Below are 26,232 nucleotides of genomic sequence, written 5' to 3'. Positions count from 1 at the left end.
GCCTAACCACTGAAGCCATGCTCCATACACTGTCCATTCGCGATTTTGTCATTGTCGATACCATTGAACTGGAATTTTCCGCCGGCTTCAGCGTGCTGACGGGCGAGACGGGCGCCGGCAAGTCCATCCTCATCGATGCGCTGACCCTGGCGCTGGGCGGGCGCGGCGACGCCAGCGTGGTGCGCGAAGGCGCGGCCAAGGCCGACATCACGGCCGATTTTTCCGTCAGCGACGTGGCGCAAGCCTGGCTGGTGGCCAATGAATTCGCCAACGACGATGGCGGCGCGCTGCTGCGCCGCGTAATCGACAATGCGGGCCGCTCGAAAGCGTACATCAACGGCATCCCCGCCACGGCCGCGCAGCTGCGCGAACTCGGTGACATGCTGGTCGATATCCACGGCCAGCACGCGCACCAGTCCCTGCTGAAAAGCGAGGCGCAGCGCGCCTTGCTCGATGGCCAGGCGACGGCGCGCGAAGCGGGCGCGGAACAGGATGCGCGGCAAGTGGCGGCCCTGCACAAGCGCTGGCGTGCGCTCGTGCGCCAGCGCGAAGAATTTGAAACGAATGCCGCCAATGTGCTGTACGAGCGTGAACGCCTGGAATGGCAAGTGGGCGAACTGGAAAAACTCGCCGCCAAGCCCGGTGAATGGACGGACATCACGAACGAGCACAGCCGCCTGTCGCACGCTGCCAGCCTGCTGGAAGGGGCGCAGGAAGCGTTGTCGATGATTTCCGAGTCGGAAGACCATCCGATCGTGTCGCAACTGTCGGGCCTGAACCAGAAGCTGGGCAAGCTGGTCTCCGTCGATGCGGAATTGCAGCCGATCGTCGACTTGATCGAATCGTCGCGCATACAATTGCAGGAATCCGTGTACGCGCTGAACAATTACCTGGACCGCGTGGAACTGGACCCGGAACGCCTGCACCAGCTCGACGCGCGCATGGAAGCCATGCACAGCACGGCCCGCAAATTCCGCGTCACACCCGAAGAATTGCCGGAAGAACACGCCAGGCTGTCGGAAAAGCTGCAGCATCTGGCGGACGCTTCCGACATCGAGGGCTTGCTGCGCCAGGAAGCGAAGGTCGAGGCCGAGTACCGTAGCGTGGCCGAGCGGTTATCAGACACGCGGCGCGCGGCCGCCCTGGAGCTGGGGCAAGCCGTCACGCGCGCCATGCAGGAACTGAGCATGACGGGCGGCAGTTTCGAGATTGCCCTCCATCCTTGCGAGCCGGCCGCCCATGGCCTCGAACAAGTGGAATTCCTCGTCGCCGGCCATGCGGGCACGGCGCCGCGCTCCCTGGCGAAAGTCGCTTCCGGCGGCGAACTGGCGCGCATCGCGCTGGCCATTTCCGTCATCACCTCGCACGCCACCACCACGCCGACCCTCATTTTTGACGAAGTCGACAGCGGCATCGGCGGCGCCGTCGCGGAAGTCGTCGGGCGGCTGCTGAAACGTCTGGGGCAGGGACGGCAAGTGCTGTGCGTGACCCATTTGCCGCAAGTGGCCAGCCAGGCGAATCAGCATTTCCAGGTGGCAAAAAGCACCCTGGACAATGGCAAGACGGCCTCGCGCATCGACATGCTCGACGCCAAGGCCCGCGTGGAAGAAGTGGCGCGCATGCTGGGCGGCCTGGAAATCACGGCCACCACGCGCAAGCATGCACGTGAATTGCTCGCGATTTGATTCATGGCTGGGGGCAGACCGGGGTCAGACCCCCGGATGCGTTAGCGCTGAGCTTGACGTTAGCGGCATTGGGGGTCTGACCCCAGTAGTCAATGCAACTATAATAACTGCCTAATCCATCCAACGCCTTCGAAGAGCTTTCATGTCATTTCAAACAGAACCGCCGTACACGCATGGCAATATCGACCGCAGCGCCGTGGTGCTGGTCAACCTGGGCACGCCCGATGCGCCGACCTCGTCGGCCGTGCGGCGCTACCTGAAACAATTTTTGTCGGACCCGCGCGTGGTGGAGATTCCCCGCATCGTCTGGTGGTTCATCCTGAATCTGATCATCTTGCCGTTCCGCTCGGGCCAGTCGGCCAAGAAATACGCGTCGATCTGGACGCGCGAAGGCTCGCCCCTGAAAGTGCATACGCAAAAGCAGGCGAAATTGCTGGCCGGCGCGCTGGCCGAGCGGGGTCATGACGGCGTGACGGTGGCCATGGCCATGCGCTACGGTTCGCCTTCCCTGCCCGACGTGCTGGCCCAGCTGAAAAGCGAAGGCTGCGAGCGCATCGCCATCCTGCCGGCCTATCCGCAATATTCTGGCACGACGACGGGTTCCATCTACGACGCCGTGTTTTCCCATTACGCCACGGTGCGCAATGTGCCGGAATTGCGTTTTATTAAGCAATACCATGAGCACGACACGTATATCGACGCCTTGCGCGATTCCGTGCTGAACCATTGGGAAGCGCATGGCCGTCCGGAAAAACTGGTGATGAGCTTTCATGGCGTGCCCAAGCGTACCTTGCTGCTGGGCGACCCCTACCACTGCCAATGCCTGAAAACGGCGCGCCTGCTGGCGGAAAAGTTGAAATTAACTAAAGAGCAATACGTGGTGACCTTCCAGTCGCGCTTCGGCAAGGCCGAGTGGCTGCAGCCATACACGGCGCCCACCCTGGTGGCGCTGGCGCAACAGGGCGTCAAGCGCGTCGATCTGCTGTGTCCGGGTTTTACCAGTGATTGCCTGGAAACGCTGGAAGAGATCGCCATGGAAGCGAAGCATGATTTCGAAACGGCCGGCGGCCAGCAGTTTCATTACATCGCTTGCCTGAACGAAACGCCAGCCTGGATCGCTGGCCTGGCGGAAATTGCCGAACAACACATGATCGGCTGGCCGACGATGAAGACGGCGGCGCAGCGCGAGGCGGACAAGAAAGCGGGCGAGCAGGCGCGCACGGCGGCGCTGGCGCTGGGCGCGGCGAATTAAAAATAGTAAATTTTTTGACAGTCAAAAGCCGCGCTTGCGCGGCTTTGTCATGTCTGGCGCGACAAAAGTACTATCCAGATAGCAACGTCGCCAGTGGCGATGGTGGCGGCGCGGCTGGTAGAATGCCCGCTTTATGGTGGGAAGCCTGGAAAATCAAGGGGGCGCGCACGGACCGCTGGCCGAAATGGGTAGCGTTTTGTAAATAGCTGTAACATGGATCGGTGTAAATCTGGTTTTGCCATGCATACCCCTTGAAACAATAGGATATAGCCCCATCTGCCCGTTAGTGTTGTAAAGATAATTAGACTAACTCATTTAAGTCATTGATTGTAGGAGCTTTCTAGATGCAAGATCAGGAAAACCAAGCTGTACCTAATCCGCAAGCGGACGCCGCGGCTCCCGCAGAGCCTACTTTGGAAGAGCAGCTGGCGAGTACCGAAGCGCGTCTTGCAGAGATGCATGATGCCTTCATGCGCGCCAAGGCCGATGGCGAAAATATTCGCCGCCGTGCGCAGGAAGATGTTGCTAAAGCGCATAAATTCGCAGTGGAAAGCTTTGCCGAAGCCATGGTGCCGGTGAAAGACAGCCTGGAAACGGCGCTGACGGTGGAAGCACCGACCATCGAATCGCTGAAAGAAGGCGTCGAGATGACCCTGAAGCAACTGAACGCCGCGTTCGAGCGCAACCGCCTGGTGGAAGTATTGCCGGTGCAGGGCGAAAAGCTCGATCCGATGAAACACCAGGCTGTTGCCGTGGTGCCAGCGGAGCAGGAAGCCAATACCATCGTATCCGTCCTGCAAAAGGGCTATATGATTGCGGACCGCCTGCTGCGTCCAGCCATTGTCACGACCGCGCAAGCAAAATAATCAGAGTGCGGCATCAAGCAAGCCTTGAAACCATGCCGCTTTGCCACATATAAGAACCATCTGAAATCTAGCAAATAAAAGGAAAAAAATCATGGGTAGAATTATCGGTATCGATCTGGGAACCACGAATTCCTGCGTTTCCATCATGGAAAACGGTCAACCAAAGGTAATCGAAAACGCTGAAGGCGCACGCACGACGCCGTCGATTATTGCTTATCAAGAAGATGGCGAAATTCTCGTTGGCGCGCCGGCGAAACGCCAGGCCGTGACCAATCCGAAAAACACGCTGTACGCAGTCAAGCGTCTGATCGGTCGCAAGTTCGACGAAAAAGAAGTTCAAAAAGACATCGCGCTGATGCCGTACCAAATCATGAAAGCCGACAACGGCGATGCATGGATCGGCGTGCGCGACAAAAAACTGGCACCGCCGCAAATTTCGGCTGAAGTGCTGCGCAAGATGAAGAAAACGGCAGAAGACTACCTCGGTGAAGAAGTTACCGAAGCCGTCATCACCGTGCCTGCGTACTTCAACGACTCGCAGCGTCAAGCCACCAAGGATGCCGGCCGTATCGCTGGCCTGGACGTCAAGCGCATCATCAACGAGCCAACCGCGGCAGCGCTGGCGTTCGGCCTGGACAAGACCGAAAAAGGCGACCGTAAAATCGCCGTGTATGACTTGGGTGGCGGTACGTTCGACGTGTCGATCATCGAAATCGCGGATGTTGATGGCGAGAAACAATTTGAAGTGCTGTCGACCAACGGCGACACCTTCCTGGGCGGCGAAGACTTCGACCAGCGCATCATCGATTACATCATCGACGAGTTCAAGAAGATCAACGGCATCGACCTGAAAAAAGATCCGATCGCCCTGCAGCGCATCAAGGCTTCGGCCGAGCGCGCGAAGATCGAATTGTCGTCGTCGCAGCAAACGGAGATCAACGAGCCGTACATCGCCATGGCGAACGGCGCACCGGTCCACTTGAACCTGAAGATGACCCGCGCCAAGCTGGAGTCCCTGGTGGAAGAGCTGATCACGGCCACGATGGAACCATGCCGCACCGCTATCAAAGATGCAGGCGTGAAAGTGTCGGACATCGATGACATCATCCTGGTCGGCGGTATGACGCGTATGCCGAAGGTGCAGGAAAAAGTGAAGGAATTCTTCGGCAAGGATCCACGCAAGGACGTGAACCCGGACGAAGCCGTCGCCGTGGGCGCAGCGATTCAAGGTTCGGTCCTGTCGGGCGAACGCAAGGATTTGCTGTTGCTGGACGTCACCCCTCTGTCCCTGGGTATCGAAACCCTGGGCGGCGTGATGACCAAGATGATCCACAAAAACACGACGATTCCGACCAAGTTCAGCCAGGTGTTCTCGACGGCCGACGACAACCAGCCTGCGGTGACCATCAAGGTCTTCCAGGGTGAGCGCGAAATCGCCGCCGGCAACAAGGGTCTGGGCGAATTCAATCTGGAAGGCATCCCGCCAGCATCGCGTGGCACGCCGCAGATCGAAGTGACCTTCGACATCGATGCCAACGGCATCTTGCATGTCGGCGCGAAAGACAAGGCCACCGGCAAGGAAAACAAGATCACGATCAAGGCCAATTCCGGCTTGACCGAAGCTGAAATCCAGAAGATGGTCAAGGATGCCGAGCTGAACGCGGAAGAAGACAAGAAGGTCAAAGAATTGGCCGAGTCGCGCAACCAGGCCGATGCTCTGGTACACTCGACCCGGAAATCCTTGACCGAATACGGCGACAAGCTGGACGCGGGCGAGAAAGAGAAGATCGAAGCGGCGATCACCGACCTGGAAGCGAGCATCAAGGCGGGCGACAAGGCTGAGATCGACGCCAAGGTGGAAGCACTGTCGAGCGCATCGCAGAAACTGGGCGAGAAAATGTATGCCGACATGCAAGCGCAGCAAGCTGCCGGCGGCGCGGAAGGTGCACAGCAAGCCGCTGGCGCATCGGACGCAGGCGCCAAGCAAGACGATGTTGTTGACGCTGACTTCAAAGAAGTCAAAGACAGCAAGTAATGTCTTGCGCTCCCATGCACTGGGGGCAGCCGGGCTGAACGCTACATCGCGGGATTAGCCGCGAAGACCGGCCGAGCCGAGTCGCTGCCTAGCGCAGCACTCGACTCGGCTTTTTCGTGTAATTTTTACATCAGTAGATAGACTGCAAGGTGCCGACAACATGGCAAAGCGTGATTTTTACGAGACACTCGGTGTCGCAAAAAATGCTTCGGAAGAAGAGATCAAAAAGTCTTACCGTAAACTGGCGATGAAATACCATCCGGACCGCAATCCGGATAGCAAAGAATCGGAAGAAAAGTTTAAGGAAGTCAAAGAAGCCTACGAAATGCTGACCAATCCGGAAAAGCGCGAAGCGTATGACCGTTATGGTCACGCTGGCGTGGACCCGAACATGGGCGGCGGTGGCGGCTTCGGCGGCGGTGCTGGCGGCTTTGCCGACAGCTTCGGCGATATCTTCGGCGACATCTTTGGCGGTGGCGGTGGACGCAGCCGCAATGCGGGGCCACAGGTGTACCGTGGCGCCGACTTGCGCTACAACCTGGAAATTACACTGGAGCAAGCTGCACACGGCTTCGACACGACCATCCGCGTGCCGAGCTGGGACAAGTGCGACACTTGCCACGGCAGCGGCGCCAAGCCGGGCACGTCGCCGACCACCTGCGGTACTTGCGGTGGCCACGGCCAGGTGCGCATGCAGCAAGGTTTCTTCAGCATCCAGCAAACCTGCCCGAAATGCCATGGCAGCGGCAAGGTCATCACCGACCCCTGCACGCCGTGCGGCGGCGCCGGACGCATCAAGCGCAACAAGACGCTGGAAGTGAAGATTCCAGTCGGCATCGACAACGGCATGCGTATCCGTTCGTCCGGCAACGGCGAACCGGGCACGAATGGCGGTCCGTCGGGCGACCTGTATGTGGAAATCCACATCAAGCCGCACGCCGTATTCCAGCGCGAAGGCGACGACCTGCATTGCGAAATGCCGATCTCGTTCACCAAGGCGGCATTGGGCGGCGAAATCGAAGTGCCTACCCTGAACGGCAAAGTGTCGTTCACGATCCCGGAAGGCACCCAGTCGGGCAAGACCTTCCGGCTGAAAGGCAAGGGCATCAAAGGCGTGCGCTCCGGTTACGCGGGCGACCTGTTCTGCCACGTGGCGATCGAAACGCCCGTGAAACTGACGGAAAAACAGAAAGACCTGCTGCGCGACTTTGAAAAGTCGACCACCGAGGGCGGTGCCAAGCACAGTCCGCAAAGCAAGACCTGGAAAGACAAGGTCAAGGACTTTTTTGAATAAGCACACGTAATACCATGCGCCGGGATGCTTCAACATCCCGGCGTTTTTTTCATCACGACTGAACAATGTGCGCACATCGCCGGCCTATGGGCGCGATCTGCCGCCAATGCAGTCGTACGTACACAATGGGAGCGATATGACCGAACCGAAAAATGGCATGGCCCTGGCGGAACTGCTGCAGCGTAACCGCCGCTGGGCCGACTCGATGGTGGCGAAAGACCCGAACTTCTTCAAGAATCTGGAAGCGCAAACGTCGCCCGAATACCTGTGGATCGGCTGCTCCGACAGCCGCGTGCCCGCCAACGAACTGCTGGGCATGGCGCCTGGCGACGTGTTTGTGCACCGGAACATTGCCAATGTGGTCGTGCATTCCGACCTCAATTGCCTGTCCGTCCTGCAATTTGCCGTGGACGTGCTGAAAGTCAAACACGTCATCATCGTCGGCCATTACGGCTGCAAGGGCGTGCACGCTGCCATGACGGGCACGCGCATCGGCCTGGTCGACAACTGGCTGCGCCACGTGCAGGACGTGGGCCAGAAACACGAACGCTATCTGGGCGACGTGCTGACGAGCCGCCAGCGCGGCGACCGCCTGTGCGAACTGAACGTGGTGGAACAAGTCTTGAACGTATGCCAGACCACCGTCGTGCAAGATGCGTGGGAACGGGGCCAGGAACTCAGCGTGCACGGCTGGGTCTATGGCTTGAAGGATGGCTTGCTGAACGACCTGGAAGTGACCGTCACGGCTGGCCACGAACTGGCGCCGCGCATGGCGGCGCGCCTGGCCCGCTACGAAGCAACGGCGTAAGCAAGCAATGCTGGCGCGGCGCTAAGGTGCCGCGCCCTCCAGGCGGCCCAGATACTCGGCCGCCTCCGGCACACCTTCTTGCGCCGCCCGGCGCAGCCAGGTCTTGGCCTGGGCAATATCCTGCGGCGTACCCCGGCCTTCGGCCAGCGCCACGCCATAGTGATAGCGCGCCAGCCGCGCATAGGCCGCTTCATCGTTCGTATGCGCGCCGCGCCGCATCAGCGCCGTCGCCTGTTGCAAGTCCTTCGGTACGCCGATGCCCGTTTCATACAACTGGGCCAGCCAAATCATCGAATACACATCGTTCCAGCGCCGGATGCAATCTTCAAAGATGGCGACGGCGGCCACATGGTCGCCCGTCTTGTCGGCCGCATAGCCGTACAAACACTTGATGCGCTTGTCGCTGTGCACATAGGCTTTGTAGCTGAGATCGCTTTCACCCTCGCTATCCTGCGCGTGGGCGAAAGCAGGGAACAGCAAGGCGAGCAGCAGGGCGTAGGTGGGCATGGCTATCCTGGTCTATGGTTGAGAATTGGTAGGTAAGCAAGTTGCATGCTCACCCCATTCCCGGGCAAAGTCCCTGCTGTTGCACCATTGCGTGACAGTGCCTGTTGCAGCGTGGCGCAACGCGCCGCGCATATCCATATAGTAAATGCTTCGTTTGCAAGCAAGGCTGGCCGGCATACAGTGGACTTCCCCAGACTTTTGGCGAACTCCCATGTCGGCCGTCCTGAAACCCAAGTACTCCACCAGCCATTTCCGTATCGAGACGTTCGATGCGCCGCTCGGCGCGCAAGTGCTGGGGCTGGACCTGGCGCAGCCGCTGTCGCTGGGCGACTTCCAGCGCCTGCACCACGCCCACCTCGACCATCATGTGCTGGTGTTCCGCGACCAGCGCATCACGCCGCAGCAGCAGGTCGATTTCAGCCGCCGCTTCGGCCCACTGCAAATCCACGTGCTGCGCCAGTTCCAGCTGCCAACGCAGCCGGAAGTGCTGATCATCTCGAACATCGTTGAAAACGGCCAGCCCATCGGCCTGGGTGACGCGGGCCATTTCTGGCATTCCGATTTGTCGTACAAGGAAGTGCCCAGCCTCGGTTCCATGTTGCACGCGCAAGAGTTGCCGGACGAGGGCGGCGATACCGTGTTTGCGAACATGCACCTGGCCTGGGAAAGCTTGCCGGCCGCGCTGCGCCACGCCGTGCGCGGCGCCCGTGCCGAGCACAGCTACCTGAGCCAGTACGAGGAATTGCGCCGCCGCAACCCATGGCGGCCCGCGCTGACGCAGGCGCAGATCGATGAAGTCCAACCCGTTACCCATCCCGTCGTGCGCGTGCATCCGGAAACGGGACGCCGCGCCCTGTTCGTCAGCGAACACTTCACCACGCGCATCGTCGGCTTGCCCGACGATGAAAGCCTCGCCCTGCTCGAGGAACTGTTTGCCCACAGCGTGCGCCCCGAGCACCTGTACGTGCACCGCTGGCAACCGCACGACCTGGTGTTCTGGGACAACCGTTCCCTGATGCACCTGGCGACCGGTTGCCCGCCCGAGCAGCGCCGCAAACTGTATCGCACCACGATTGAAGGCGATGCGCCGTACTGATTTTTTTGACCGTAGTTGACCCAAGGAGTGTCCATGTTGCCGATCCTGACCTTTACCCGCCGCCTGCTCGCTACCATCACCGTGTTGTGCATGGCCATGCCCATGGCCCGGGCCGAAGGGCAGATCCGCATCGCGGGCCAGCATGGCATCACCTTCTTGCTGCTCAATATCGCGCAGGAACAGAAGCTGATCGAAAAGCATGGCAAGCAGCAGGGCGTCGACGTGAAAGTCGAGTGGATCACCCTGTCCGGCGGCCCGGCCATCAATGATGCTTTGTTGTCGGGCAATATCGATATCGCGGGGGCCGGGCTGGGGCCGCTGCTGACGATATGGGACCGCACCAAAGGCCGGCAGAATGTGCGCGGCGTGGCGTCGCTGGGCAACTTTCCCTACTATTTGGTCAGCAACAATCCCAAGGTGAAAACCCTGGCGGACTTGACGGACAAGGACCGCATCGCCTTGCCTGCCGTCTCCGTCTCCGTCCAGGCAAGGATATTGCAAATGGCCGTGGCGAAACAGTGGGGCGACAAGGAATTTGCCCGGCTCGATAAAATCACGCAAACCCTGCCGCATCCGGACGCGGCCGCCGCCATCATCGCCGGCGGCACGGAGTTGACAGGTCACTTCGGCAATTCGCCGTTCCAGGAGCAGGAACTGGCGCAAAATCCGAATGCCCACATCATCCTGAACTCGTATGACGTGCAAGGCGGGCCCAGCTCGTCGACCTTGCTGTATGCGACAGAAAAATACCGCAAGGACAATCCCAAGACGTATCGCGCCTTCATCGCCGCGCTGGCCGAAGCGGCGCAGTATGCGAGCAGCAACCCGCAAGGTGCGGCCGACATCTACATCAAGGTGAATAAAAGCAAGGTGGACCGCAATCTGCTGCTGAAAATCTTTGCCAATCCACAAGTGCAATTCAAGATCGCGCCGCAAAACACCTATGGCCTGGCGCAATTCCTGCACCGTGTAAGCGCCATCCGCAACTTGCCCGGCAGCTGGCGCGATTATTTCTTTGACGACCCTGCCATCACACAAGGAGGCTGACATGAACGCCCCCGCTTTTCATCTGGTCCGTCCTCCCGTTGCGCTACAGCCCTTGCTCAGCGTCAAACATGTCAGCCTGGAATACCGCACCGAGCAGCGCACCGTGCGCGCCACGCATGATGTCAGTTTCGACGTCTTTCGCGGCGACCGTTTCGTGCTGCTGGGGCCATCGGGCTGCGGCAAGTCGTCCTTGCTGAAAGCCGTGGCCGGTTTCATCGCGCCGCGCGCGGGCAGCATCGCCATGCAGGGCCAGCCCATTCATCAACCGGGGCCGGACCGTGTCGTCGTGTTCCAGGAATTCGACCAGTTGCCGCCATGGAAGACCGTGCTGGAAAACGTCATGTTCCCTTTACTTGCCAGCAAGCGCCTGGACAAGCAGGCGGCCCGCGAGCGCGCCCATCACTGGATCGCCAAGGTGGGCCTGGCTGGCTTTGAAGATGCCCATCCGCATACCTTGTCGGGCGGTATGAAGCAGCGGGTGGCCATCGCCCGCGCGCTGGCCATGCAGCCGGAAGTGTTGCTGATGGACGAGCCGTTTGCCGCCCTTGATGCCTTGACGCGGCGCAAGATGCAGGAAGAACTGAGCCGATTGTGGGAAGAGCTGCGCTTTACCCTCGTCTTCGTCACGCATTCGATCGAGGAAGCGCTGGTCGTGGGCAACCGCATCTTGCTGCTGTCGCCCCATCCGGGGCGCGTGCGAGCCGAACTCAACAGCCATCAGTTCGGCTTGCACAGCGCGGGCAGCGCGGAATTCCAGGCTGCCAGCAGCCGCATCCACGGCCTGCTGTTCGATGAGGAAGTCGCTCCCGTCCCGCAAGCAGAGCGTGCCCACCGGGAGGCCGTATGAGCGCGCTGCTGGAGCCGCCGATCCGCCAGGAATTCGTCTATGCGGCGCCGCCGCCGGCTGGCGTCACCGTCGAGCAGCCGCTGTCGCGCTGGCAGCGTGTGAGCCAGCACGCGCTGTGGCGCAAGGCTTTCATCTTGCTCAGCCTGGCCCTGCTGTGGGAAGGCGCGGCGCGCTGGACAAACAACGATTTGCTCTTGCCCAGTTTTTTGCAAACGGCGCAGGCGTTTATCGGCGGCATCGCCAGCGGTGAATTGCTCACGCGCACGGCCGCCTCCCTCGTCGTCTTGCTGCAGGGCTATGCGGTGGGCGTGCTGGCCGCCTTCGTGCTGACTTTGCTGGCCGTGTCGAGCCGCATCGGGCGCGACCTGCTGGAAACCCTGACGGCCATGTTGAATCCCTTGCCGGCCATCGCCTTGCTGCCGCTGGCCCTGCTGTGGTTCGGCCTGGGACGCGCCAGCCTGATCTTCGTCATCGTCCATTCCGTGATGTGGCCGCTGGCCCTGAACACGTATGCGGGCTTCCAGGGCGTGCCCGAGACCCTGCGCATGGCGGGCCGCAACTATGGGCTGAACGGCTTGCGCCTGGTGCTGCACATTCTCGTGCCGGGCGCCTTGCCCTCCATCGTTTCGGGCTTGAAGATAGGCTGGGCATTCGCCTGGCGCACCCTGATCGCGGCCGAGCTGGTGTTCGGCACCACCTCGGGGCAGGGCGGCCTGGGCTGGTACATCTTCCAGAACCGCAACGAGCTGTACACGGACAAGGTGTTTGCCGGCCTGGCGGCCGTCATCGTCATCGGTTTAATCGTGGAAAACATCGGCTTTCGCACTCTGGAACGCGTCACCTTGAAACGCTGGGGCATGCAACGATAACTATTTCAGCATGCTGCGCGCCGCCGCGATGATTTGCCGCGACAGCTGCTCCATGCGCGGCGACTGCACCTTCCACGTGTGCCAGTACAGGGCCACGTCGGCCGGGGTCTTGGGCGTGAGCATTTCCACCAGCTCGCCATCCGTGTTCGCCTTCAGCAGCAACTCGGGCACCATGCCGTAGCCGAGGCCGTAGCGGATGGCGTTGAAGTGCGAGGTGGCGCCCGGCACGTAATGGCAGGGGTAGGCCCCTTCGGGCAGCCCCAGCGCGTCCTGCAGGAACGACGATTGCAGGGTGTCCTTGCGCGTGTAGGCGACGACGGGCGCCGTGCGCGCCGCCTTGCGCGTCAGCCCGTGCGCAAACCACTGCTGGCGGAACGCGGGCGTGGCCACCAGCCAGTAGCGCATCACGCCCAGCGGCTCGGCCGTGCAGCCGCGCATGGGTTTGGCCTCCGTGCTGATGCAGCCGATCGCCATGCCCGTCTCCAGCAAGGTATACGTGTGGTCCTGGTCTTCCACGGTCAGGTCCAGCAGCACTCTTTCGCGTATCAGCACTTCCGACAGGGCCGGGAAGAACCACGTGCCCATCGAGTCCGCGTTCAGCGCCAGCACCAGCGTCAGCGGGGCATCCTGCTGCACCGCCAGTTCCGCCTGCAAGTCCGCTTCCAGTAGCTTGGCCCGTTTCAGGTACTGCATCAGCCGCTGGCCCATGCGCGTGGCGCGCGCGGGACGGCTGCGCACGATCAGCGCATTGCCCAGCTGGCTTTCCAGCGCCCGCACCCGCTGGGAAATGGCCGGCGACGTCAGGTGCAGCCGCAGCGCCGCCTGCTCGAAGCTGCCCGTTTCGACGACGGCGCGAAACGCTTCCGTGTGCTTGGGGTTGAGATCCATGGTGATTGCCTTGCATAAGAAAAATTTATCAATACTAAATAATACTTACTTTTGATAAGGATGGGTGTGTTGCGGTGCACAATGCCTCTTTGATGGAGTGCCATGCGCCAGCGCGCGGCCTCCTGGCAGCAAGGAATACCACCATGGAAGCACAAGCGAACGACAGCAGCACCCGCAAGCCCCAGTCGAAGCTGGCGCGCAATCTGAAATTCGGCCTGGGATTGACCCTGGGCCTGGGCTTGTCTGCAGCCCTGGCGGGCGGCTGGTGGCTGCGCCAGGCATGGCAGGATTTGCCGGCCGTCGAACACCTGGCCCAGTACAAGCCCGCGCTGCCGCTGCGTATTTTTTCCAGCGAAGGCGAACTGCTGGCCGAATACGGCGAAGAGCGCCGCGAGTTCCTGCCCTTGAAAGACATCCCGCTGCGCATGCGCCAGGCTTTGCTGGCCATCGAGGATGCGCGCTTTTATGAACACGGCGCCGTCGACTTCTATGGCTTGACGCGCGCTACCCTGGCCAACGTCGTCACGGGCCACCACGCGCAGGGCGCCAGCACCATCACCATGCAGGTGGCGCGCGACTTTTTCCTGTCGCGCGAAAAGACCGTGCAGCGCAAGCTGACGGAGATGCTGCTCGCCTACAAGCTGGAACAGCACTACGGCAAGGACAAGCTGCTGGAACTGTATATGAACCAGATTTACCTGGGCGAGCGCTCCTACGGCTTTTCCGCCGCCTCGAACATCTATTTCGACAAACCGCTGGCGGAAGTCAGCATCGCCGAAGCGGCCATGCTGGCCGGCTTGCCGAAAGCGCCGTCGGCCTACAACCCCGTCGCCAATCCCCAGCGCGCCACCGTGCGCCAGCATTACATCCTGCAGCGCATGCGCGAACTGGGCTACATCACGCCAGTGGAATACGATGCGGCGGTGGCGGAAAAACTGGCCCTGAACAAGGACCGCAACAGCTCCGTGCACGCGGCTGCGTATGCGGTCGAGGAAGCGCGCCAGCTGATCTTGCAAAGCTATCCCGAAGGCGCCTACAGCATGGGCCTGGACGTGACGACGACCATCCGCATGGCGCCGCAAATCGCGGCCGATAAGTCGCTGCGCGATGGGCTGTTGAACGCGCAGGCGCGGCGCGGCTACCGTGGCCCGGAAGCGCGTCTGGCCCCCTCCGCAGACAGCGTGGCGCGCCAGCTGGCCGCCTATCCGGACAGCGGAGATTTGCGCGCCGCGCTCGTGCGCAAGGTCGAGACTTCGGCCAAGCGCCAGGTGACGGCGCAGCTGCGCAATGGAGACGAGATCGTGGTCACCGCCTCGGAAGCACGCCTGGGCGGCAAGCTGGCCTGGGATGGCAAACGCGCCATCGTCGCGGGCAGCGTCATTCGCGTAGTGCACGACGCGGCCAAGAAGGGCTGGCTGGTGAGCCAGCTGCCCGAGATGGAAGGCGCGCTCATTTCCGTCGAGGCGCACAGCGGCGAAATCGTCGCCATGGCGGGCGGCTTCGATTTCTACCGCAACCACTACAACCACGCCATGCAGGCCTACCGCCAGCCCGGCTCCAGCTTCAAGCCCTTCGTGTATTCGGCGGCGCTGGAAAAGGGCTATTTTCCCGGCACGGCCGTCGATGACACGCAGCGTTTGCTGCTGCCGCAGGAAACGGGCGCGCGGCCATGGCGTCCGCGCAATTACGGCAATAACTATGAAGGCTTCATCAGCGTGCGGCGCGGCCTCGTGCGCTCGAAAAACCTCGTGGCCGTGAGCCTGATGCAGGCGGCCGGTCCCGGCTACGTGCAGCACTACGCCACGCGCTTCGGTTTCGAGGGCGCGCGCAATCCCGTCTCCCTGCCGCTGGCGCTGGGCGCGGGCGGCGCCACGCCGCTGCAGCTGGCGCAATCGTATGCGGTGTTCGCCAATGGCGGCATGCAGATGCCGCCAAAACTGATCAAGCAAGTGCGCAGCCGCAGCGGAGAAGTGCTGTTCAGCGATGCGGCGCCACGTGCCAAGGACGCGCCGGCACCGGGCACGCAAGTGATCTCCACGCGCAATGCCTACGTCATGGACAGCATGCTGCGCGACGTCGTCAAGAGCGGCACGGGCCGCGGCGCGCTGGCGCTGGGACGCGGCGACGCGGCCGGCAAGACGGGCACGTCGAACAACGCCTACGACGCCTGGTTCGCCGGCTATTCCTCGGGGCTCGTCTCCGTCGTGTGGCTTGGCTACGACCAGCCCAAGAGCCTGGGCAACGCCACCGGGGGGACGTTGGCGCTGCCCGTCTGGCGCGACTACATGCAGGTGGCCGTGCAGGGCCGCCGCGAACAGGTATTGGCCGAGCCGCCTGGCCTGGCCCTGCTCGACGGCGATTACGTGTATGCCGAATACCTGGCCGGCGACTGCCTGAAGGATAACTTTGCCTTTATCCACAGCAGCGTCGGCTGCGGCAGCGTCGGCGCGGATACGCGCATGGCGCGCGGTGACGCTGGCGATGGCGGCTCCGGCTCCGGCACGGGCACGAATGAAGCGCGCACCCTGAGCGAAGCGCGCGAACGCGAACAAATTCTCAAATCATTTTCGGAAGAGTAAGACCATGCTGTTATATACGATTTATCTGGTGGCGATCGTCGCCGAAGCGATGTCCGGCGCCATCATGGGCATGCGGCGCGGCATGGACTTGTTCGGCATCTGCATGATCGGCACCGTCACGGCGCTCGGCGGCGGCACCGTGCGCGACGTGCTGCTGGGGCACTATCCGCTGGGCTGGATCGCGCATCCCGAATACCTGCTGTTTACCATTGGCGCGGCCATCGTCACGGCCTTTGTTGCGCGCTATTTGCACCATTTGCGCGCCATCTTTTTGCTGGTCGACGGCCTGGGCCTGGTGGCGTTTTGCGTGATCGGCTGCGACATCGCCATGTCGGCCAAGATGCATCCGGCCATCGTCGTGCTGGCAGGGATGATCACGGGCGTCTTCGGCGGCCTGCTGCGCGATATCCTGTGCAACCAGATTCCCCTCGTGCTGCAGCGCGAAGTGTATGCCACCGTGGCCCTGTTCACGGGCGCCCTGTACGTGGGCCTGCTGCACTTCAAGGTCGACAGCTCGGTGGCGCAGCTGGCATCCATCGGCGCCGGCTTCCTGTTCCGCTTCCTGGCCCTGCATTTTGAATGGCGCCTGCCGAATTTCAATGGCGACCGCATACGGGGTTTTGAATAAGGTAAAACGCTGCGTGAATATTTTTACGCGCGTTTAACCCCTTTTTCTGCGCTGCCGCGTTTCATGTTGGACACCCCAGCCAACCGGAGAAGAAGCGATGTCCAGCGCCCTCAAGATCACATTGATACTGTCCCTGCTGCTGTCGGCAGGCAGCCACGCCGCCGACACGGCGCCCAGGAAAACCCTGGCGCCGTTCGCCAGCGAGCAAGCCTTGAGCAGCTACCTGCAGCAGTTGCAGGCGCGCCAGGCGGCACTGCAGAAGGAGCAGCAGAAACTGCAGCGCGCCACGGCGCAGTCCATGTCGGCGCCGCCTGCCCCGCCCGCGCCGATGATGGCGAAATCCGCGCCGGCAGCATCGGCAGAAGCGGCGGAATCCGTCACCAATGTGCAGACGGCGGGCGTGGACGAAGGCGGCATCGTCAAGCTGCATGGCAAGCACCTGGTGATGCTCCGGCGCGGCAAGCTGTTCACCGTGCAGGTGGGTGGCAATGCCTTGCAGCCCGTGTCCTCGCTCGACGCATTCGCACCGGGCAGCGACCCGTCGGGCAGCTGGTATGACGAGATGCTGATCGACGGCGACACGGTGGTGGTGATCGGCTACAGCTACAGCCGCGGCGGCACGGAGATCGGCCTGTTCGACATCAACGCCGACGGCAAGCTGGCCTACCGCTCCACCTATCATTTGCGCTCCAACGATTATTATTCCTCGCGTAATTACGCGAGCCGCCTGGTCGGCAGCAAACTGGTGTTCTACTCGCCCCTGTCGCTGAACCTGCGCCGCGGCGATCCGTTCGGCAGCTTTCCCGCGCTGCGCCGCTGGCGCCCCGACGCCGTGCCGTCCGACTTCAAGCGCATCGCTCCGGCCACGCGCATCTACCGCACCGATGAAGAACCGGAAACGGGCTTCGGCCTGACCCTGCACACGGTCACCGTGTGCGACCTGGCGCAGCGCGACATGCGCTGCGAAGCGACGGCCGTGATGGGGCCGCAGGGGCGCGTGTTTTATGTGTCGGGCGAATCCGTTTTCGTGTGGACCACGCGCCGCGGCCGCGACTCGGGCGTGTTCCGCATTCCCCTCGATGGCAGTGCGCCCAGCGCATTGAAAGTGGCGGGCGCACCCGTCGACCAGTTCTCGTTCCTGGAAAGTGGCGATGGCCACCTGAACGTGCTGCTGCGCGCCGAAGGCCAGGGCGACGCCATGTGGGACGGCGCGCGCGGGCGCGGCGACATGGCCTTGCTGCGCGTGCCATTGGCCTCGTTTTCCGATGGCCGCGATAGCGCGCCCGCCAGCAGCTACAAGGCGCTGCCAGGTGGCGGCGGCTACGGCTTGCAGAATCGCTATGTGGGCGCGTATCTGTTGTACGGCCATCCCGGCAATGCAGGACGCCGTCAGGCGGATCAGGCCTGGCCGCGCCAGCCCCTGTATGCCGTGCGCTGGGCCGATGCGGGCAGCGTGCAAGCTTTGTCCCTGCCGCATGGCGTCGAGCGCATCGAAGCGCTGGGCAATGACGCCGTGGTGATCGGTGCGCAGGGCAAGGATCTGCACTTCAGCACCATCGGCCTGGGGGCGCAGGCGGCGATTGCCACGCGCTACATCCGCGCCGATGCGGCGCAGGGCGAGTCGCGCAGCCACGGCTTTTTCTACAAGCCGCACACGGCCAGCGAGGGCGTGATCGGCCTGCCCATCCTGGGCGCGGACGAACGGCCTGGCCTCAACAAGTCCGCCGCCTCCGTGCTCTACTTGCGTAACAATGGTTTGACATTGACGGAGCTCGGTGCGCTGGCCGCGCGGCCGGTCCAATTATCAGCGGCGGACGATGGCTGCCGCGCATCGTGCGTGGACTGGTATGGCAATGCGCGGCCATTGTTCCTGCTGGGCCGCGTCTTCGCCCTGCTCGGCTATGAAGTGGTGGAAGGGGCGCTCAGGGATGGACAGATCCGCGAAGTGCGCCGCATCAGCTATGCGCCCATTACGTCCACTGTACGCTGAAGGAGCATGGGAATTGTCGCTGCCGCGCAGTTCGGCTACACTGCTTCGCATGCCCGACACATTACTCACTGCCACGGATGAAGAGCTGATGCTGCGCTACAGCGCCGGCGACCTGCCGTCGTTTCGCGAATTGTACCGGCGCCATAGCCAGGGCCTGTACCGCTTCGTGGCATGGCGTTCGCCGCGCCGCGCGTGGGTTGACGAGATCGTGCAGGATGCGTGGGCCAGCCTGCACGCGGCGCGCATGGGCTACCAGCCGCAAGCGGCATTCCGCACCTATCTGTACCAGATCGCGCGCAACCGCCTGATCGACCTGCTGCGCCAGCGCGATGTTCAGGAACACGACGACGTGGGCGAACTGGCGGACGAGGGCGCATCGCCGCCGCAATCGCTGGAACAGAAACAGCAGCATGCGCTGCTGCATGCGGCCATCGCCGCGCTGCCGGTGGAGCAGAAGGAAGCGCTGGTGCTGCAGCAGTTCAGCGGCATGAGCATCCAGGAGATCGCCGTGGTGACGGGGGCGGAAGCGGAAACCGTCAAGAGCCGGCTGCGCTACGCCATGCAGAAATTGCGCGCGGGCTTGGACAGCGCGGGAGGACAGGCATGAATACGCACGATCAAGATAACGACGAATTGCATGACGAGGAATTGAAGGCACTGCTGGCCAGTCTGCCGCAGCCCGCGCCTTCCAGCGCGCTCGATGCGGCTATTCTGGCGGACGCGGAAAAAGCATTGGCAAAACCCATTGCTGCGAACGACAGCGCCGATGGCGTTCTGCGCACCCTGCCTGCCAAAAAATCGCCCGACTACCTGCAGCGCTGGCGCGTTCCGCTGGGGCTGGCCGCCGCCGTGCTGCTGACGGTGAACCTGATCGGCGTGGACTGGTTCGGCTCGAAGCCGGCGCAATTTCCTGTGGTGGGGGAACCGGTTACGCAGGAGGTGATGCCGGCAGCGGCGCCAGTGCCGCAGGCTGCCGAATCGACCGCAGCTGCGCCAGCACCGCGCGCCATGGCCAAGGCGGCACCGAGGCCGCCGGCGCAAGCCGAGCCGGCGCCAGCACCCGTGTCAGTATCCGCGCCGGCGCCACCGGCCCCGCCACCGCCCCCGGCAATGCGGGAGGCGATGGAGCAGAAAACGGTGCTACAGGCCGAGTCCAGCCTGCAGCGCCAGGCGCCGGCACAGCGGGCGCTGGCCATGCCCGCGCCGCTGCCACCACCGGCCAGGCTCGACGCTGGCGTGTGGCTGGTGAAGATCGACGCCCTGCTCAAGGCAGGTGAAGGCACGCTGGCGCAGGAGGAGTGGACGGCGTTCCGGCAGGCGTATCCCGATTATCCGGTGGCCGAGGAACTGCGGCAGCGGCTGGAGAGTAAGTAAAAAACGCTAGACGATCCCCTTCCTGCGTTCCCACACGGCGCTGCCGACGAAAATGGCGCAGCACACCCACATCACGGCTGGCAGGGCGTTCACGCCTACCGATTGCATCAGGACACCCGTCAACAGGGGACCGCCGCCGCTGGTGACGCCCCAGGTGGCGTTGACGATGGCGCTGGCGCTGGTCAGCGACAGGCCCGTAAACCGTTCGCCGCAGGCCACCAGCGCCAGCATGTAGATGCCGCCCGCCGCCGCGCCCAGCAACAGCAGCAAGGTCCACCACAGCCACGGCGTGCCGACGGCAAACGGCAGCAGCGGCAGCAGCAGGCAGACGGCCACGCCGCAGCCCGCGTGCACCCTGGCGCGGCCGTAGCGGTCGGCCATCCATCCCAGTGCGAATTGCAGGCCCGTGTCGCCCACCAGCACCACGGTGGCCGACAGCAGGGCCAGGTCCGTGCCGATGCCGTGCTCCATCGCGTACAGGGGCAGCAAGCTCAATGCCAGCGTATCGAACAGGGCGAAGAAGGCGGCGCCGAGCACGATCATCGGCATGCGCGGCAGGATCAGGGTCCACTTCACGCCATGCTCTTCCGGTTCCTTTTCCGGGCCGCTGTTCGAGATCAGCATCAATCCCGGCACGGCCAGTAAAAACAGCAGGCCGCAGGCGGCGAAGCTCCAGCTGATCTTGTCGTTGAACAGCGCCACGAGGGCAGGGCCGATCAGCTGGAAAAACGTAAAACTGGTGGTGTACATGGCCACCACGCGGCCGCGCGAATTATCGGGCGCCAGCCGGTTCACCCATGCTTCGCCGATGGTAAACAACACGCCCATGGCGCCGCCGAACAGGAAGCGCAGCACGCTCCACGCCAGCAGATGATCGGTACACTGCATGGCGATCGTCGCCAGCGACGCCACCCACACTGCGCCCAGCATGGTGGCGCGCGCGCCGAAGCGCCCCACCCAGCGCGAGACGAATGGCGAGGCGGCCAGGATGCCGAGCGCGCTGACGGCCGTGATCATGCCGATGATGTCCGTGCCCACGCCGCGCTGGTGCAGGGTCAAGGCGGTGAGCGGCATGGTGGCGCCCAGACCCAGGCCGACCACGCCGATGCTGACGACGAGGGCGAAGAAGTCGCGCCATGGCATGTGCTTCATGGCTGCCCTCGCAGGGTGAAAAAGGGGCTTGAAAAGGCTGGAAAACGGTGTGGATGCATGGGAAAGGTAGGGACTTTGCCTGCGGCGCTGGTGTTTGGCGCCGGACGGGCATATGATGATTTTATCAAGAGCAATATTGCAAAGCCGTAGTGTAGGCGATGTGTGCCGCCGCTGGCCATTCCCATCCGTGTGGCCGCCTCTGCTGGCTCTGCTGTACAGTGAAGCGAGCGGCAGCGCTGTCATGGCGCTGTCATTGGATCGTCATGCCAGCGAGGTAGCACTCTATGCGCAGTCCCATCGTTCTCGTTCCCGCCTGCCAGCGCCAGCTCGGCAGCCACGCCTGGCACATGGCGCAGGAAAAATACCTGCACGCCGTGCTGCGCGGCGCCGGCTGCATGCCGCTGCTGCTGCCGGCCCTGGGCGCGGACGCGGACCTGGAAGCGGCGCTGAACGTCGCCGATGGCGTCATGCTGACCGGTTCCGCCTCGAACGTCGACGCCCGCCTGTATGGCGAAGCAATTCTCCACCCCGACCTGCCGCAAGACCCTGCGCGCGACGCCACCACCTTGCCCCTGATCCGCGCCGCGCTGGCGCGCCAGCTGCCCTTGCTGGCCATTTGCCGCGGCTTCCAGGAAGTCAACGTGGCCCTGGGCGGCAGCCTGCACCAGGCCGTGCATGCCGTGCCGGGCATGCAGGACCACCGCGAGAACGTGCTCGATCCCCTGGCGCGCCAGTACGCGCCAGCGCACCGCATCAAGCTGATGCCCGACGGCCTGCTGTCGCGCCTCTTGGGCGGCGAGAGCGAGATGATGGTCAATTCCCTGCATGGCCAGGGCATCGCCCGGCTGGCCGATGGCTTGCTGGTGGACGCCCTGGCCGACGACGGCCTGGTGGAAGCGTACACGGTGGCCAGCGCCGCCGGTTTTACCTTGGCCGTGCAATGGCACCCGGAATGGCAGGTGGAAGACAATCCGCAGTCGATGCGGCTGTTCGGTGCCTTTGGCCAGGCGTGCCGCGACTACCAGGAACAGCAGCACAGAAAAACAGGATGACAGGTGCGCCGCAGCACCACCATGCGGCGCTTGATCAGGAAAAGCGCAAGACCAACGAGAGGGAAACATGGCAATACGCGAAAATTTCACTTATACGGATATGGATTTGTGGCTCAATGAAAAGCGCGTCACGGAAATCGAATGCCTGGTCCCCGACTTGACGGGCGTGGCGCGCGGGAAGATCCTGCCGCGCGGGAAATTCACCCAGGAGCGCGGCATGCGCATCCCGGAAGCGGTACTGGGCATGACCGTGACGGGCAATTACCCCGTCGACGATGGCGGCTATGACCGCGCCATTTCCAGCACCGACCGCGACATGATATTGAAGGCCGACCCCACCACCATCACCATGGTGCCGTGGGCCACGGATCCCACCGCGCAAGTCATCCACGACTGCTATTTTGCCGATGGCGCGCTGGTCGATTTTGCCCCGCGCTCCGTGCTGCGGCGCGTGCTGAAACTGTATGCGGACAAGGGCTGGAAACCCGTGGTGGCGCCGGAACTGGAGTTCTACCTGACGGCGAAAAACACGGACCCGGACTTGCCACTGAAGCCGCCCATCGGGCGCAGCGGCCGGGCCGAGACGAGCCGCCAGGTCTACAGCATCGACGCCGTCAACGAGTTCGATCCCCTGTTCGAGGATATCTACGATTACTGCGAACTGATGAACCTTGACGTCGACACCCTGATCCACGAAATCGGCGCGGGGCAGATGGAAATCAACTTCCTGCACGGTGACCCGCTGGGCCTGGCCGACAAGGTGTTTTTCTTCAAGCGCACTCTGCGCGAAGCGGCCTTGAAACACGATATGTACGCCACCTTCATGGCCAAGCCCATGGCGGGCGAACCGGGTTCCGCCATGCACGTGCACCAGAGCGTCGTCGATGCGAAGACGGGCCTGAACATCTTCAGCAACGAGGACGGTTCGGCCGCGCCCATCTTCAAGCATTACATCGCGGGACTGCAGCGCTACATGCCGTCGGCCATGGCCATCGTCGCGCCCTACGTGAATTCCTACCGCCGCATCGTGCGCCACACGGCCGCGCCGATCAATATTCAATGGGGCCTGGACAACCGCACCGTGGGTTTTCGCGTGCCTGAATCGGGCGTGCAGGACCGGCGCGTGGAAAACCGCATCATCGGCGCCGACGCGAATCCCTACCTGGCGCTGGCCGTCACCCTGGCCTGCGGCTACCTTGGCATGACGGAGCAGCTGGAAGCGACGCCGATGATGGTGGGCAGCGCCTACGACATGAAGTTCGAACTGCCGCAAGGCTTGCCCGAAGCCCTGCAACTGCTGCGCGCGGAAGACAAGCTGCGCACGGTGCTGGGCGAGCGCTTCATCGACGTGTATGCGGCCATCAAGGACCTGGAACACCAGGAATTCATGACCGTGATCAGCCCGTGGGAGCGCGAGCATCTTCTGCTCCACGTTTAAGAAAGGATATCAATGAGCACATCGAACAATCCGCTGGCGCCCAGCGCCGCTTTTGTATCCTCCGTGGCGCAGAAAAACGCGGCGCCGCAGGTGTACGATACAAACGCCATCCAGCAGATGGACTCGGCCCACTACCTGCATCCGTTCACCGATTTCCAGGACCTGGCAAGCAAGGGCGCGCGCGTGATGGTGCGCGGCGACGGCGTCTATCTGTGGGATAGCCTGGGCAAGAAAATCGTCGACGGCATGTCGGGTCTGTGGTGCGTCAACGTGGGCTACGGCCGCACGTCGATTTCGCAAGCCGTGTACCGGCAGATGGAGACGCTGCCGTTCTATAACAGCTTCTTTGGCACGACGAACGTGCCGGCCGCGCAGCTGGCCGCCAAGCTGGCGCAGATATCACCGCCGCAGTTCCAGCACGTGTTCTTCACCAGTTCCGGCTCGGAAGGCAACGACACGAATCTGCGCATGGTGCGCCGCTACTGGGATATCCTCGGCTACAAGGAGCGCCATACCATCATCAGCCGCCACAACGCCTATCACGGCAGCACGGTGGCGGGAGCGTCGCTGGGCGGCATGGACGGCATGCATGCGCAGGGCTGCATGCCGATACCGGGCATCGCGCACATCGGCCAGCCCAATTACCTGGAGTCGGGGCACGGATTGACTCCCGAGGCCTTCGGCCTGAAGGCGGCTGGCTGGCTGGAAGACAAAATCCTGGAAATCGGCGCCGACAAGGTGGCCGCCTTCATCGGCGAACCGGTGCAGGGCGCGGGCGGCGTCATCATTCCTCCAAGTACCTACTGGCCCGAGATCCAGCGCATCTGCGACAAGTACGGCATCTTGCTGATCGCCGATGAAGTCATCTGCGGCTTCGGCCGCCTGGGCCGCTGGTTCGGCTCCGAACTGTTCGGCATCAAGCCCGACCTGATCACCTTTGCCAAGGGCGTCACTTCTGGCTACGTGCCGCTGGGTGGCGTGCTGGTGGGCGACAGGGTCGCCAAGGTATTGATCGAGCAGGGCGGTGAATTCACGCACGGTTTCACGTATTCCGGCCACCCCGTCGCCTGCGCGGCGGCGCTGGAAAACATCCGCATCATCGAGGAGGAACAGCTGGTGGCCAAGGTGGCCGAGGATACGGGGCCGTACCTGCAGCAGTGCTTTGCCAGCCTGGGCGAACATCCGTTGGTCGGCTATGCGGACAGCTGCGGCCTGGTCGCTGGCCTGAACCTGGTGCGCAGGAAGGGCGCCACCGTGCACGAGAACGAGCTGTTTGACGAAGGCCAGGGCGTGGGCATGATCTGCCGCGGCCACATGTTCGACAATGGCGTCATCATGCGTGCCGTGGGCGAGCGCATGATCGTCGCCCCGCCGCTGGTGATGACGCGCGCGCAGATCGATGAAATGGTGGGCTTGATACGGCTGTGCCTGGACAAGACGTATGCGGATGTACAGGCGAAGGGGTGGGTTTAGCTATCGTCGAACCCAAACGCAAGGGCCGGGGTCGTACCCTGAGGGTACGACCCCAGTCTCAGCTGTTGGGTTTTTATCGACATCTGTACAATTTTTAGACCCGATAAGCGGCAGTTCCGCTAAACTTCCATCCTGGCCGCTCTTTGTAGCGGCCAGTTTTTCATTTGACACCCTCTTACCCAGAAGCCACCCACACATGACGATAGCAACACCTGCCGCGTCGGCCAGCGACGCCCCAGCGCCTTTCTTGCTGATTGATCAGCTGGTCAAGGAATTCGATGGCGTGCGCGCCGTCAATAATATTTCCGTGACGATCAACAAGGGCGAGATCTTCGCCTTGCTCGGCAGTTCAGGTTGCGGCAAGTCGACCCTGCTGCGCATGCTGGCGGGCTTCGAGACGCCGACGTCGGGCAGGATCGCCCTGGCAGGCAACAGCATCGTTGATGTGCCGCCGCACCAGCGTCCCATCAACATGATGTTCCAGTCGTACGCGCTGTTCCCGCATCTGTCCGTGTGGGACAACATCGCCTTCGGCCTGCGCCGCGACGGCTTGCCGAAAGCGGAAGTGGCGGCGCGGGTCGAGCAGATGCTGGCGCTGGTGCAGCTGGGCCAGTACGCGAAGCGCAAGCCGCACCAGTTGTCGGGCGGGCAGCAGCAGCGCGTGGCGCTGGCGCGCAGCCTGGCCAAGCGGCCGCAATTGCTGCTGCTTGACGAGCCGCTGGGCGCGCTCGATAAAAAACTGCGCGAACGCACGCAGATGGAGCTGGTGAACATCATCGAGCAGGTGGGCGTCACCTGCGTGATGGTCACGCACGACCAGGACGAAGCCATGAGCATGGCCACGCGCATCGCCGTCATGAGCGAAGGGCGCATCCTGCAGGTGGGCGCGCCCGGTGAAATCTACGAGACGCCGAACTGCCGTTTCGTGGCCGACTTCATCGGCAGCGTCAACCTGTTCGACGGCCACATCACGCAGGACGAAGCCGATCACGTGGTCATCGCCACGCCCGATGGCGAGCACTATGTTTCGCATGGCATCACGGGCAACCTTGGCATGGATGTCTCGGTGGCCGTGCGCCCCGAAAAAATCGGCATCCAGATCGCGTCCCCGACCCTGGAAGAGCGCGCGTCGCCGGCCGAACACGGCTACAACTGCGCCCAGGGCGTGATCGTCGCCATGGCATACTTTGGCAATGAAACCAGCTACCACGTACGCCTCGACAGCGGCACGCTGGTGAAAGTGTCGCGCACCAACGCGGCCCGCCACGACGCTGCGCGCCTGGAGCGCGAACAGCGCGTGTGGGTGTGGTGGGATGGCGCCGACATCGTCGTGCTGACCAGCTGAGGCCATC

General features: G+C 62.8%; 22 protein-coding genes. 19 read left to right on the top strand and 3 right to left on the bottom strand.

Going from position 1 to position 26,232, the window contains the following annotated elements:
* Positions 1-17 precede the first annotated feature (17 nt).
* The 6 genes from recN (at position 18) to can (ending at position 7,940) form a co-directional block, all read left to right on the top strand.
* On the top strand, positions 18-1,685 hold the full coding sequence (gene recN, locus CLU91_RS13960) for a DNA repair protein RecN (protein ID WP_100874644.1): 1,668 nt from the start codon (positions 18-20) through the stop codon (positions 1,683-1,685).
* A gap of 142 nt (positions 1,686-1,827) precedes the next feature.
* Positions 1,828-2,937 carry a ferrochelatase gene (gene hemH / locus CLU91_RS13955; protein WP_100874643.1) on the top strand — a complete coding sequence of 370 codons (1,110 nt, stop codon included), beginning with the start codon at positions 1,828-1,830 and terminating at the stop codon, positions 2,935-2,937.
* Between the two features lie 344 nt (positions 2,938-3,281).
* On the top strand, positions 3,282-3,803 hold the full coding sequence (gene grpE / locus CLU91_RS13950) for a nucleotide exchange factor GrpE (protein ID WP_071075290.1): 522 nt from the start codon (positions 3,282-3,284) through the stop codon (positions 3,801-3,803).
* Between the two features lie 91 nt (positions 3,804-3,894).
* The gene (dnaK, locus tag CLU91_RS13945; protein ID WP_100874642.1) at positions 3,895-5,838 is read left to right on the top strand and encodes a molecular chaperone DnaK; all 1,944 of its coding nucleotides are present in this window, start codon (positions 3,895-3,897) and stop codon (positions 5,836-5,838) included.
* A gap of 160 nt (positions 5,839-5,998) precedes the next feature.
* Positions 5,999-7,132: a molecular chaperone DnaJ gene (gene dnaJ, locus CLU91_RS13940; RefSeq protein ID WP_071075292.1), complete on the top strand. Its 1,134-nt coding sequence runs from the start codon at positions 5,999-6,001 to the stop codon at positions 7,130-7,132.
* A 136-nt stretch (positions 7,133-7,268) separates the two neighbouring features.
* Positions 7,269-7,940 (top strand): carbonate dehydratase, encoded by a 672-nt coding sequence (can, locus tag CLU91_RS13935; RefSeq protein WP_100874641.1) that lies wholly within the window; start codon positions 7,269-7,271, stop codon positions 7,938-7,940.
* Positions 7,941-7,961: 21 nt separating this feature from the next.
* Here the strand turns inward: can and CLU91_RS13930 are convergent, their stop codons facing one another.
* A complete protein-coding gene (locus CLU91_RS13930) occupies positions 7,962-8,447 on the bottom strand; it encodes a tetratricopeptide repeat protein (RefSeq protein ID WP_100874640.1) in 486 nt (161 codons plus the stop codon).
* 211 nt (positions 8,448-8,658) lie between these two features.
* Here CLU91_RS13930 and CLU91_RS13925 point away from each other — a divergent pair, with 211 nt between their 5' ends.
* The 4 genes from CLU91_RS13925 (at position 8,659) to CLU91_RS13910 (ending at position 12,306) form a co-directional block, all read left to right on the top strand.
* Positions 8,659-9,543 carry a TauD/TfdA dioxygenase family protein gene (locus CLU91_RS13925; RefSeq protein WP_100874639.1) on the top strand — a complete coding sequence of 295 codons (885 nt, stop codon included), beginning with the start codon at positions 8,659-8,661 and terminating at the stop codon, positions 9,541-9,543.
* Between the two features lie 90 nt (positions 9,544-9,633).
* Complete coding sequence (locus CLU91_RS13920; protein ID WP_232730928.1) at positions 9,634-10,590, top strand: ABC transporter substrate-binding protein; 957 nt, start codon at positions 9,634-9,636, stop codon at positions 10,588-10,590.
* A 1-nt stretch (position 10,591) separates the two neighbouring features.
* The gene (locus CLU91_RS13915; protein ID WP_100874637.1) at positions 10,592-11,437 is read left to right on the top strand and encodes an ABC transporter ATP-binding protein; all 846 of its coding nucleotides are present in this window, start codon (positions 10,592-10,594) and stop codon (positions 11,435-11,437) included.
* Positions 11,434-12,306, top strand: a complete 873-nt coding sequence (locus CLU91_RS13910) for an ABC transporter permease (protein WP_100874636.1) — start codon at positions 11,434-11,436, stop codon at positions 12,304-12,306. Before CLU91_RS13915 ends, CLU91_RS13910 begins: the two co-directional genes overlap by 4 nt.
* On the opposite strand, the gene CLU91_RS13905 is transcribed toward CLU91_RS13910, so the two are convergent.
* Complete coding sequence (locus CLU91_RS13905; protein ID WP_198521473.1) at positions 12,307-13,200, bottom strand: HTH-type transcriptional regulator ArgP; 894 nt, start codon at positions 13,198-13,200, stop codon at positions 12,307-12,309.
* A gap of 137 nt (positions 13,201-13,337) precedes the next feature.
* Here CLU91_RS13905 and CLU91_RS13900 point away from each other — a divergent pair, with 137 nt between their 5' ends.
* The 5 genes from CLU91_RS13900 (at position 13,338) to CLU91_RS13880 (ending at position 19,765) form a co-directional block, all read left to right on the top strand.
* Complete coding sequence (locus tag CLU91_RS13900; protein ID WP_100874634.1) at positions 13,338-15,773, top strand: penicillin-binding protein 1A; 2,436 nt, start codon at positions 13,338-13,340, stop codon at positions 15,771-15,773.
* Positions 15,774-15,777: 4 nt separating this feature from the next.
* On the top strand, positions 15,778-16,401 hold the full coding sequence (locus CLU91_RS13895; protein WP_035822575.1) for a trimeric intracellular cation channel family protein: 624 nt from the start codon (positions 15,778-15,780) through the stop codon (positions 16,399-16,401).
* A 97-nt stretch (positions 16,402-16,498) separates the two neighbouring features.
* Positions 16,499-18,391, top strand: coding sequence for a beta-propeller domain-containing protein (locus CLU91_RS13890; RefSeq protein ID WP_100874633.1), 1,893 nt, complete (start codon positions 16,499-16,501; stop codon positions 18,389-18,391).
* A 49-nt stretch (positions 18,392-18,440) separates the two neighbouring features.
* Positions 18,441-18,998 carry a sigma-70 family RNA polymerase sigma factor gene (locus CLU91_RS13885; protein WP_232730742.1) on the top strand — a complete coding sequence of 186 codons (558 nt, stop codon included), beginning with the start codon at positions 18,441-18,443 and terminating at the stop codon, positions 18,996-18,998.
* Positions 18,995-19,765 carry a hypothetical protein gene (locus CLU91_RS13880; RefSeq protein WP_100874631.1) on the top strand — a complete coding sequence of 257 codons (771 nt, stop codon included), beginning with the start codon at positions 18,995-18,997 and terminating at the stop codon, positions 19,763-19,765. Before CLU91_RS13885 ends, CLU91_RS13880 begins: the two co-directional genes overlap by 4 nt.
* Before the next feature lie 6 nt (positions 19,766-19,771).
* On the opposite strand, the gene CLU91_RS13875 is transcribed toward CLU91_RS13880, so the two are convergent.
* Positions 19,772-20,917 (bottom strand): MFS transporter, encoded by a 1,146-nt coding sequence (locus tag CLU91_RS13875; protein ID WP_100874630.1) that lies wholly within the window; start codon positions 20,915-20,917, stop codon positions 19,772-19,774.
* Between the two features lie 284 nt (positions 20,918-21,201).
* Between CLU91_RS13875 and CLU91_RS13870 the strand changes: the two genes are divergently transcribed.
* The 4 genes from CLU91_RS13870 to CLU91_RS13855 all read left to right on the top strand — a co-directional run bounded on the left by CLU91_RS13870 (position 21,202) and on the right by CLU91_RS13855 (position 26,225).
* The gene (locus tag CLU91_RS13870; protein WP_100874629.1) at positions 21,202-21,969 is read left to right on the top strand and encodes a gamma-glutamyl-gamma-aminobutyrate hydrolase family protein; all 768 of its coding nucleotides are present in this window, start codon (positions 21,202-21,204) and stop codon (positions 21,967-21,969) included.
* A gap of 67 nt (positions 21,970-22,036) precedes the next feature.
* Complete coding sequence (locus CLU91_RS13865) at positions 22,037-23,407, top strand: glutamine synthetase family protein (RefSeq protein ID WP_035822563.1); 1,371 nt, start codon at positions 22,037-22,039, stop codon at positions 23,405-23,407.
* 12 nt (positions 23,408-23,419) lie between these two features.
* Positions 23,420-24,880, top strand: coding sequence for an aspartate aminotransferase family protein (locus CLU91_RS13860; protein WP_100874628.1), 1,461 nt, complete (start codon positions 23,420-23,422; stop codon positions 24,878-24,880).
* A 196-nt stretch (positions 24,881-25,076) separates the two neighbouring features.
* Positions 25,077-26,225 (top strand): ABC transporter ATP-binding protein, encoded by a 1,149-nt coding sequence (locus CLU91_RS13855; protein WP_198521331.1) that lies wholly within the window; start codon positions 25,077-25,079, stop codon positions 26,223-26,225.
* The last annotated feature ends 7 nt before the right edge of the window (positions 26,226-26,232 follow it).

The sequence above is a fragment of the Janthinobacterium sp. 64 genome (assembly GCF_002813325.1).
In the GTDB taxonomy this organism is placed as follows: Bacteria; Pseudomonadota; Gammaproteobacteria; order Burkholderiales; family Burkholderiaceae_D; genus Janthinobacterium.
This window is presented reverse-complemented; position numbering and strand designations above follow the sequence as displayed.

Bases quoted from the DNA above. Each gene is read 5' to 3' on its own strand.
- CLU91_RS13865 (WP_035822563.1), top strand. From the start codon at position 22,037: ATGGCAATACGCGAAAATTTCACTTATACGGATATGGATTTGTGGCTC.
- hemH (WP_100874643.1), top strand. From the start codon at position 1,828: ATGTCATTTCAAACAGAACCGCCGTACACGCATGGCAATATCGACCGC.
- dnaK (WP_100874642.1), top strand. From the start codon at position 3,895: ATGGGTAGAATTATCGGTATCGATCTGGGAACCACGAATTCCTGCGTT.
- CLU91_RS13900 (WP_100874634.1), top strand. From the start codon at position 13,338: ATGGAAGCACAAGCGAACGACAGCAGCACCCGCAAGCCCCAGTCGAAG.
- recN (WP_100874644.1), top strand. From the start codon at position 18: ATGCTCCATACACTGTCCATTCGCGATTTTGTCATTGTCGATACCATT.
- CLU91_RS13885 (WP_232730742.1), top strand. From the start codon at position 18,441: ATGCCCGACACATTACTCACTGCCACGGATGAAGAGCTGATGCTGCGC.
- CLU91_RS13875 (WP_100874630.1), bottom strand. From the start codon at position 20,917: ATGAAGCACATGCCATGGCGCGACTTCTTCGCCCTCGTCGTCAGCATC.
- dnaJ (WP_071075292.1), top strand. From the start codon at position 5,999: ATGGCAAAGCGTGATTTTTACGAGACACTCGGTGTCGCAAAAAATGCT.
- CLU91_RS13930 (WP_100874640.1), bottom strand. From the start codon at position 8,447: ATGCCCACCTACGCCCTGCTGCTCGCCTTGCTGTTCCCTGCTTTCGCC.
- CLU91_RS13860 (WP_100874628.1), top strand. From the start codon at position 23,420: ATGAGCACATCGAACAATCCGCTGGCGCCCAGCGCCGCTTTTGTATCC.
- can (WP_100874641.1), top strand. From the start codon at position 7,269: ATGACCGAACCGAAAAATGGCATGGCCCTGGCGGAACTGCTGCAGCGT.
- CLU91_RS13870 (WP_100874629.1), top strand. From the start codon at position 21,202: ATGCGCAGTCCCATCGTTCTCGTTCCCGCCTGCCAGCGCCAGCTCGGC.
- CLU91_RS13920 (WP_232730928.1), top strand. From the start codon at position 9,634: ATGGCCATGCCCATGGCCCGGGCCGAAGGGCAGATCCGCATCGCGGGC.
- CLU91_RS13890 (WP_100874633.1), top strand. From the start codon at position 16,499: ATGTCCAGCGCCCTCAAGATCACATTGATACTGTCCCTGCTGCTGTCG.
- CLU91_RS13855 (WP_198521331.1), top strand. From the start codon at position 25,077: ATGACGATAGCAACACCTGCCGCGTCGGCCAGCGACGCCCCAGCGCCT.
- CLU91_RS13925 (WP_100874639.1), top strand. From the start codon at position 8,659: ATGTCGGCCGTCCTGAAACCCAAGTACTCCACCAGCCATTTCCGTATC.
- CLU91_RS13895 (WP_035822575.1), top strand. From the start codon at position 15,778: ATGCTGTTATATACGATTTATCTGGTGGCGATCGTCGCCGAAGCGATG.
- CLU91_RS13910 (WP_100874636.1), top strand. From the start codon at position 11,434: ATGAGCGCGCTGCTGGAGCCGCCGATCCGCCAGGAATTCGTCTATGCG.
- CLU91_RS13880 (WP_100874631.1), top strand. From the start codon at position 18,995: ATGAATACGCACGATCAAGATAACGACGAATTGCATGACGAGGAATTG.
- CLU91_RS13915 (WP_100874637.1), top strand. From the start codon at position 10,592: ATGAACGCCCCCGCTTTTCATCTGGTCCGTCCTCCCGTTGCGCTACAG.
- grpE (WP_071075290.1), top strand. From the start codon at position 3,282: ATGCAAGATCAGGAAAACCAAGCTGTACCTAATCCGCAAGCGGACGCC.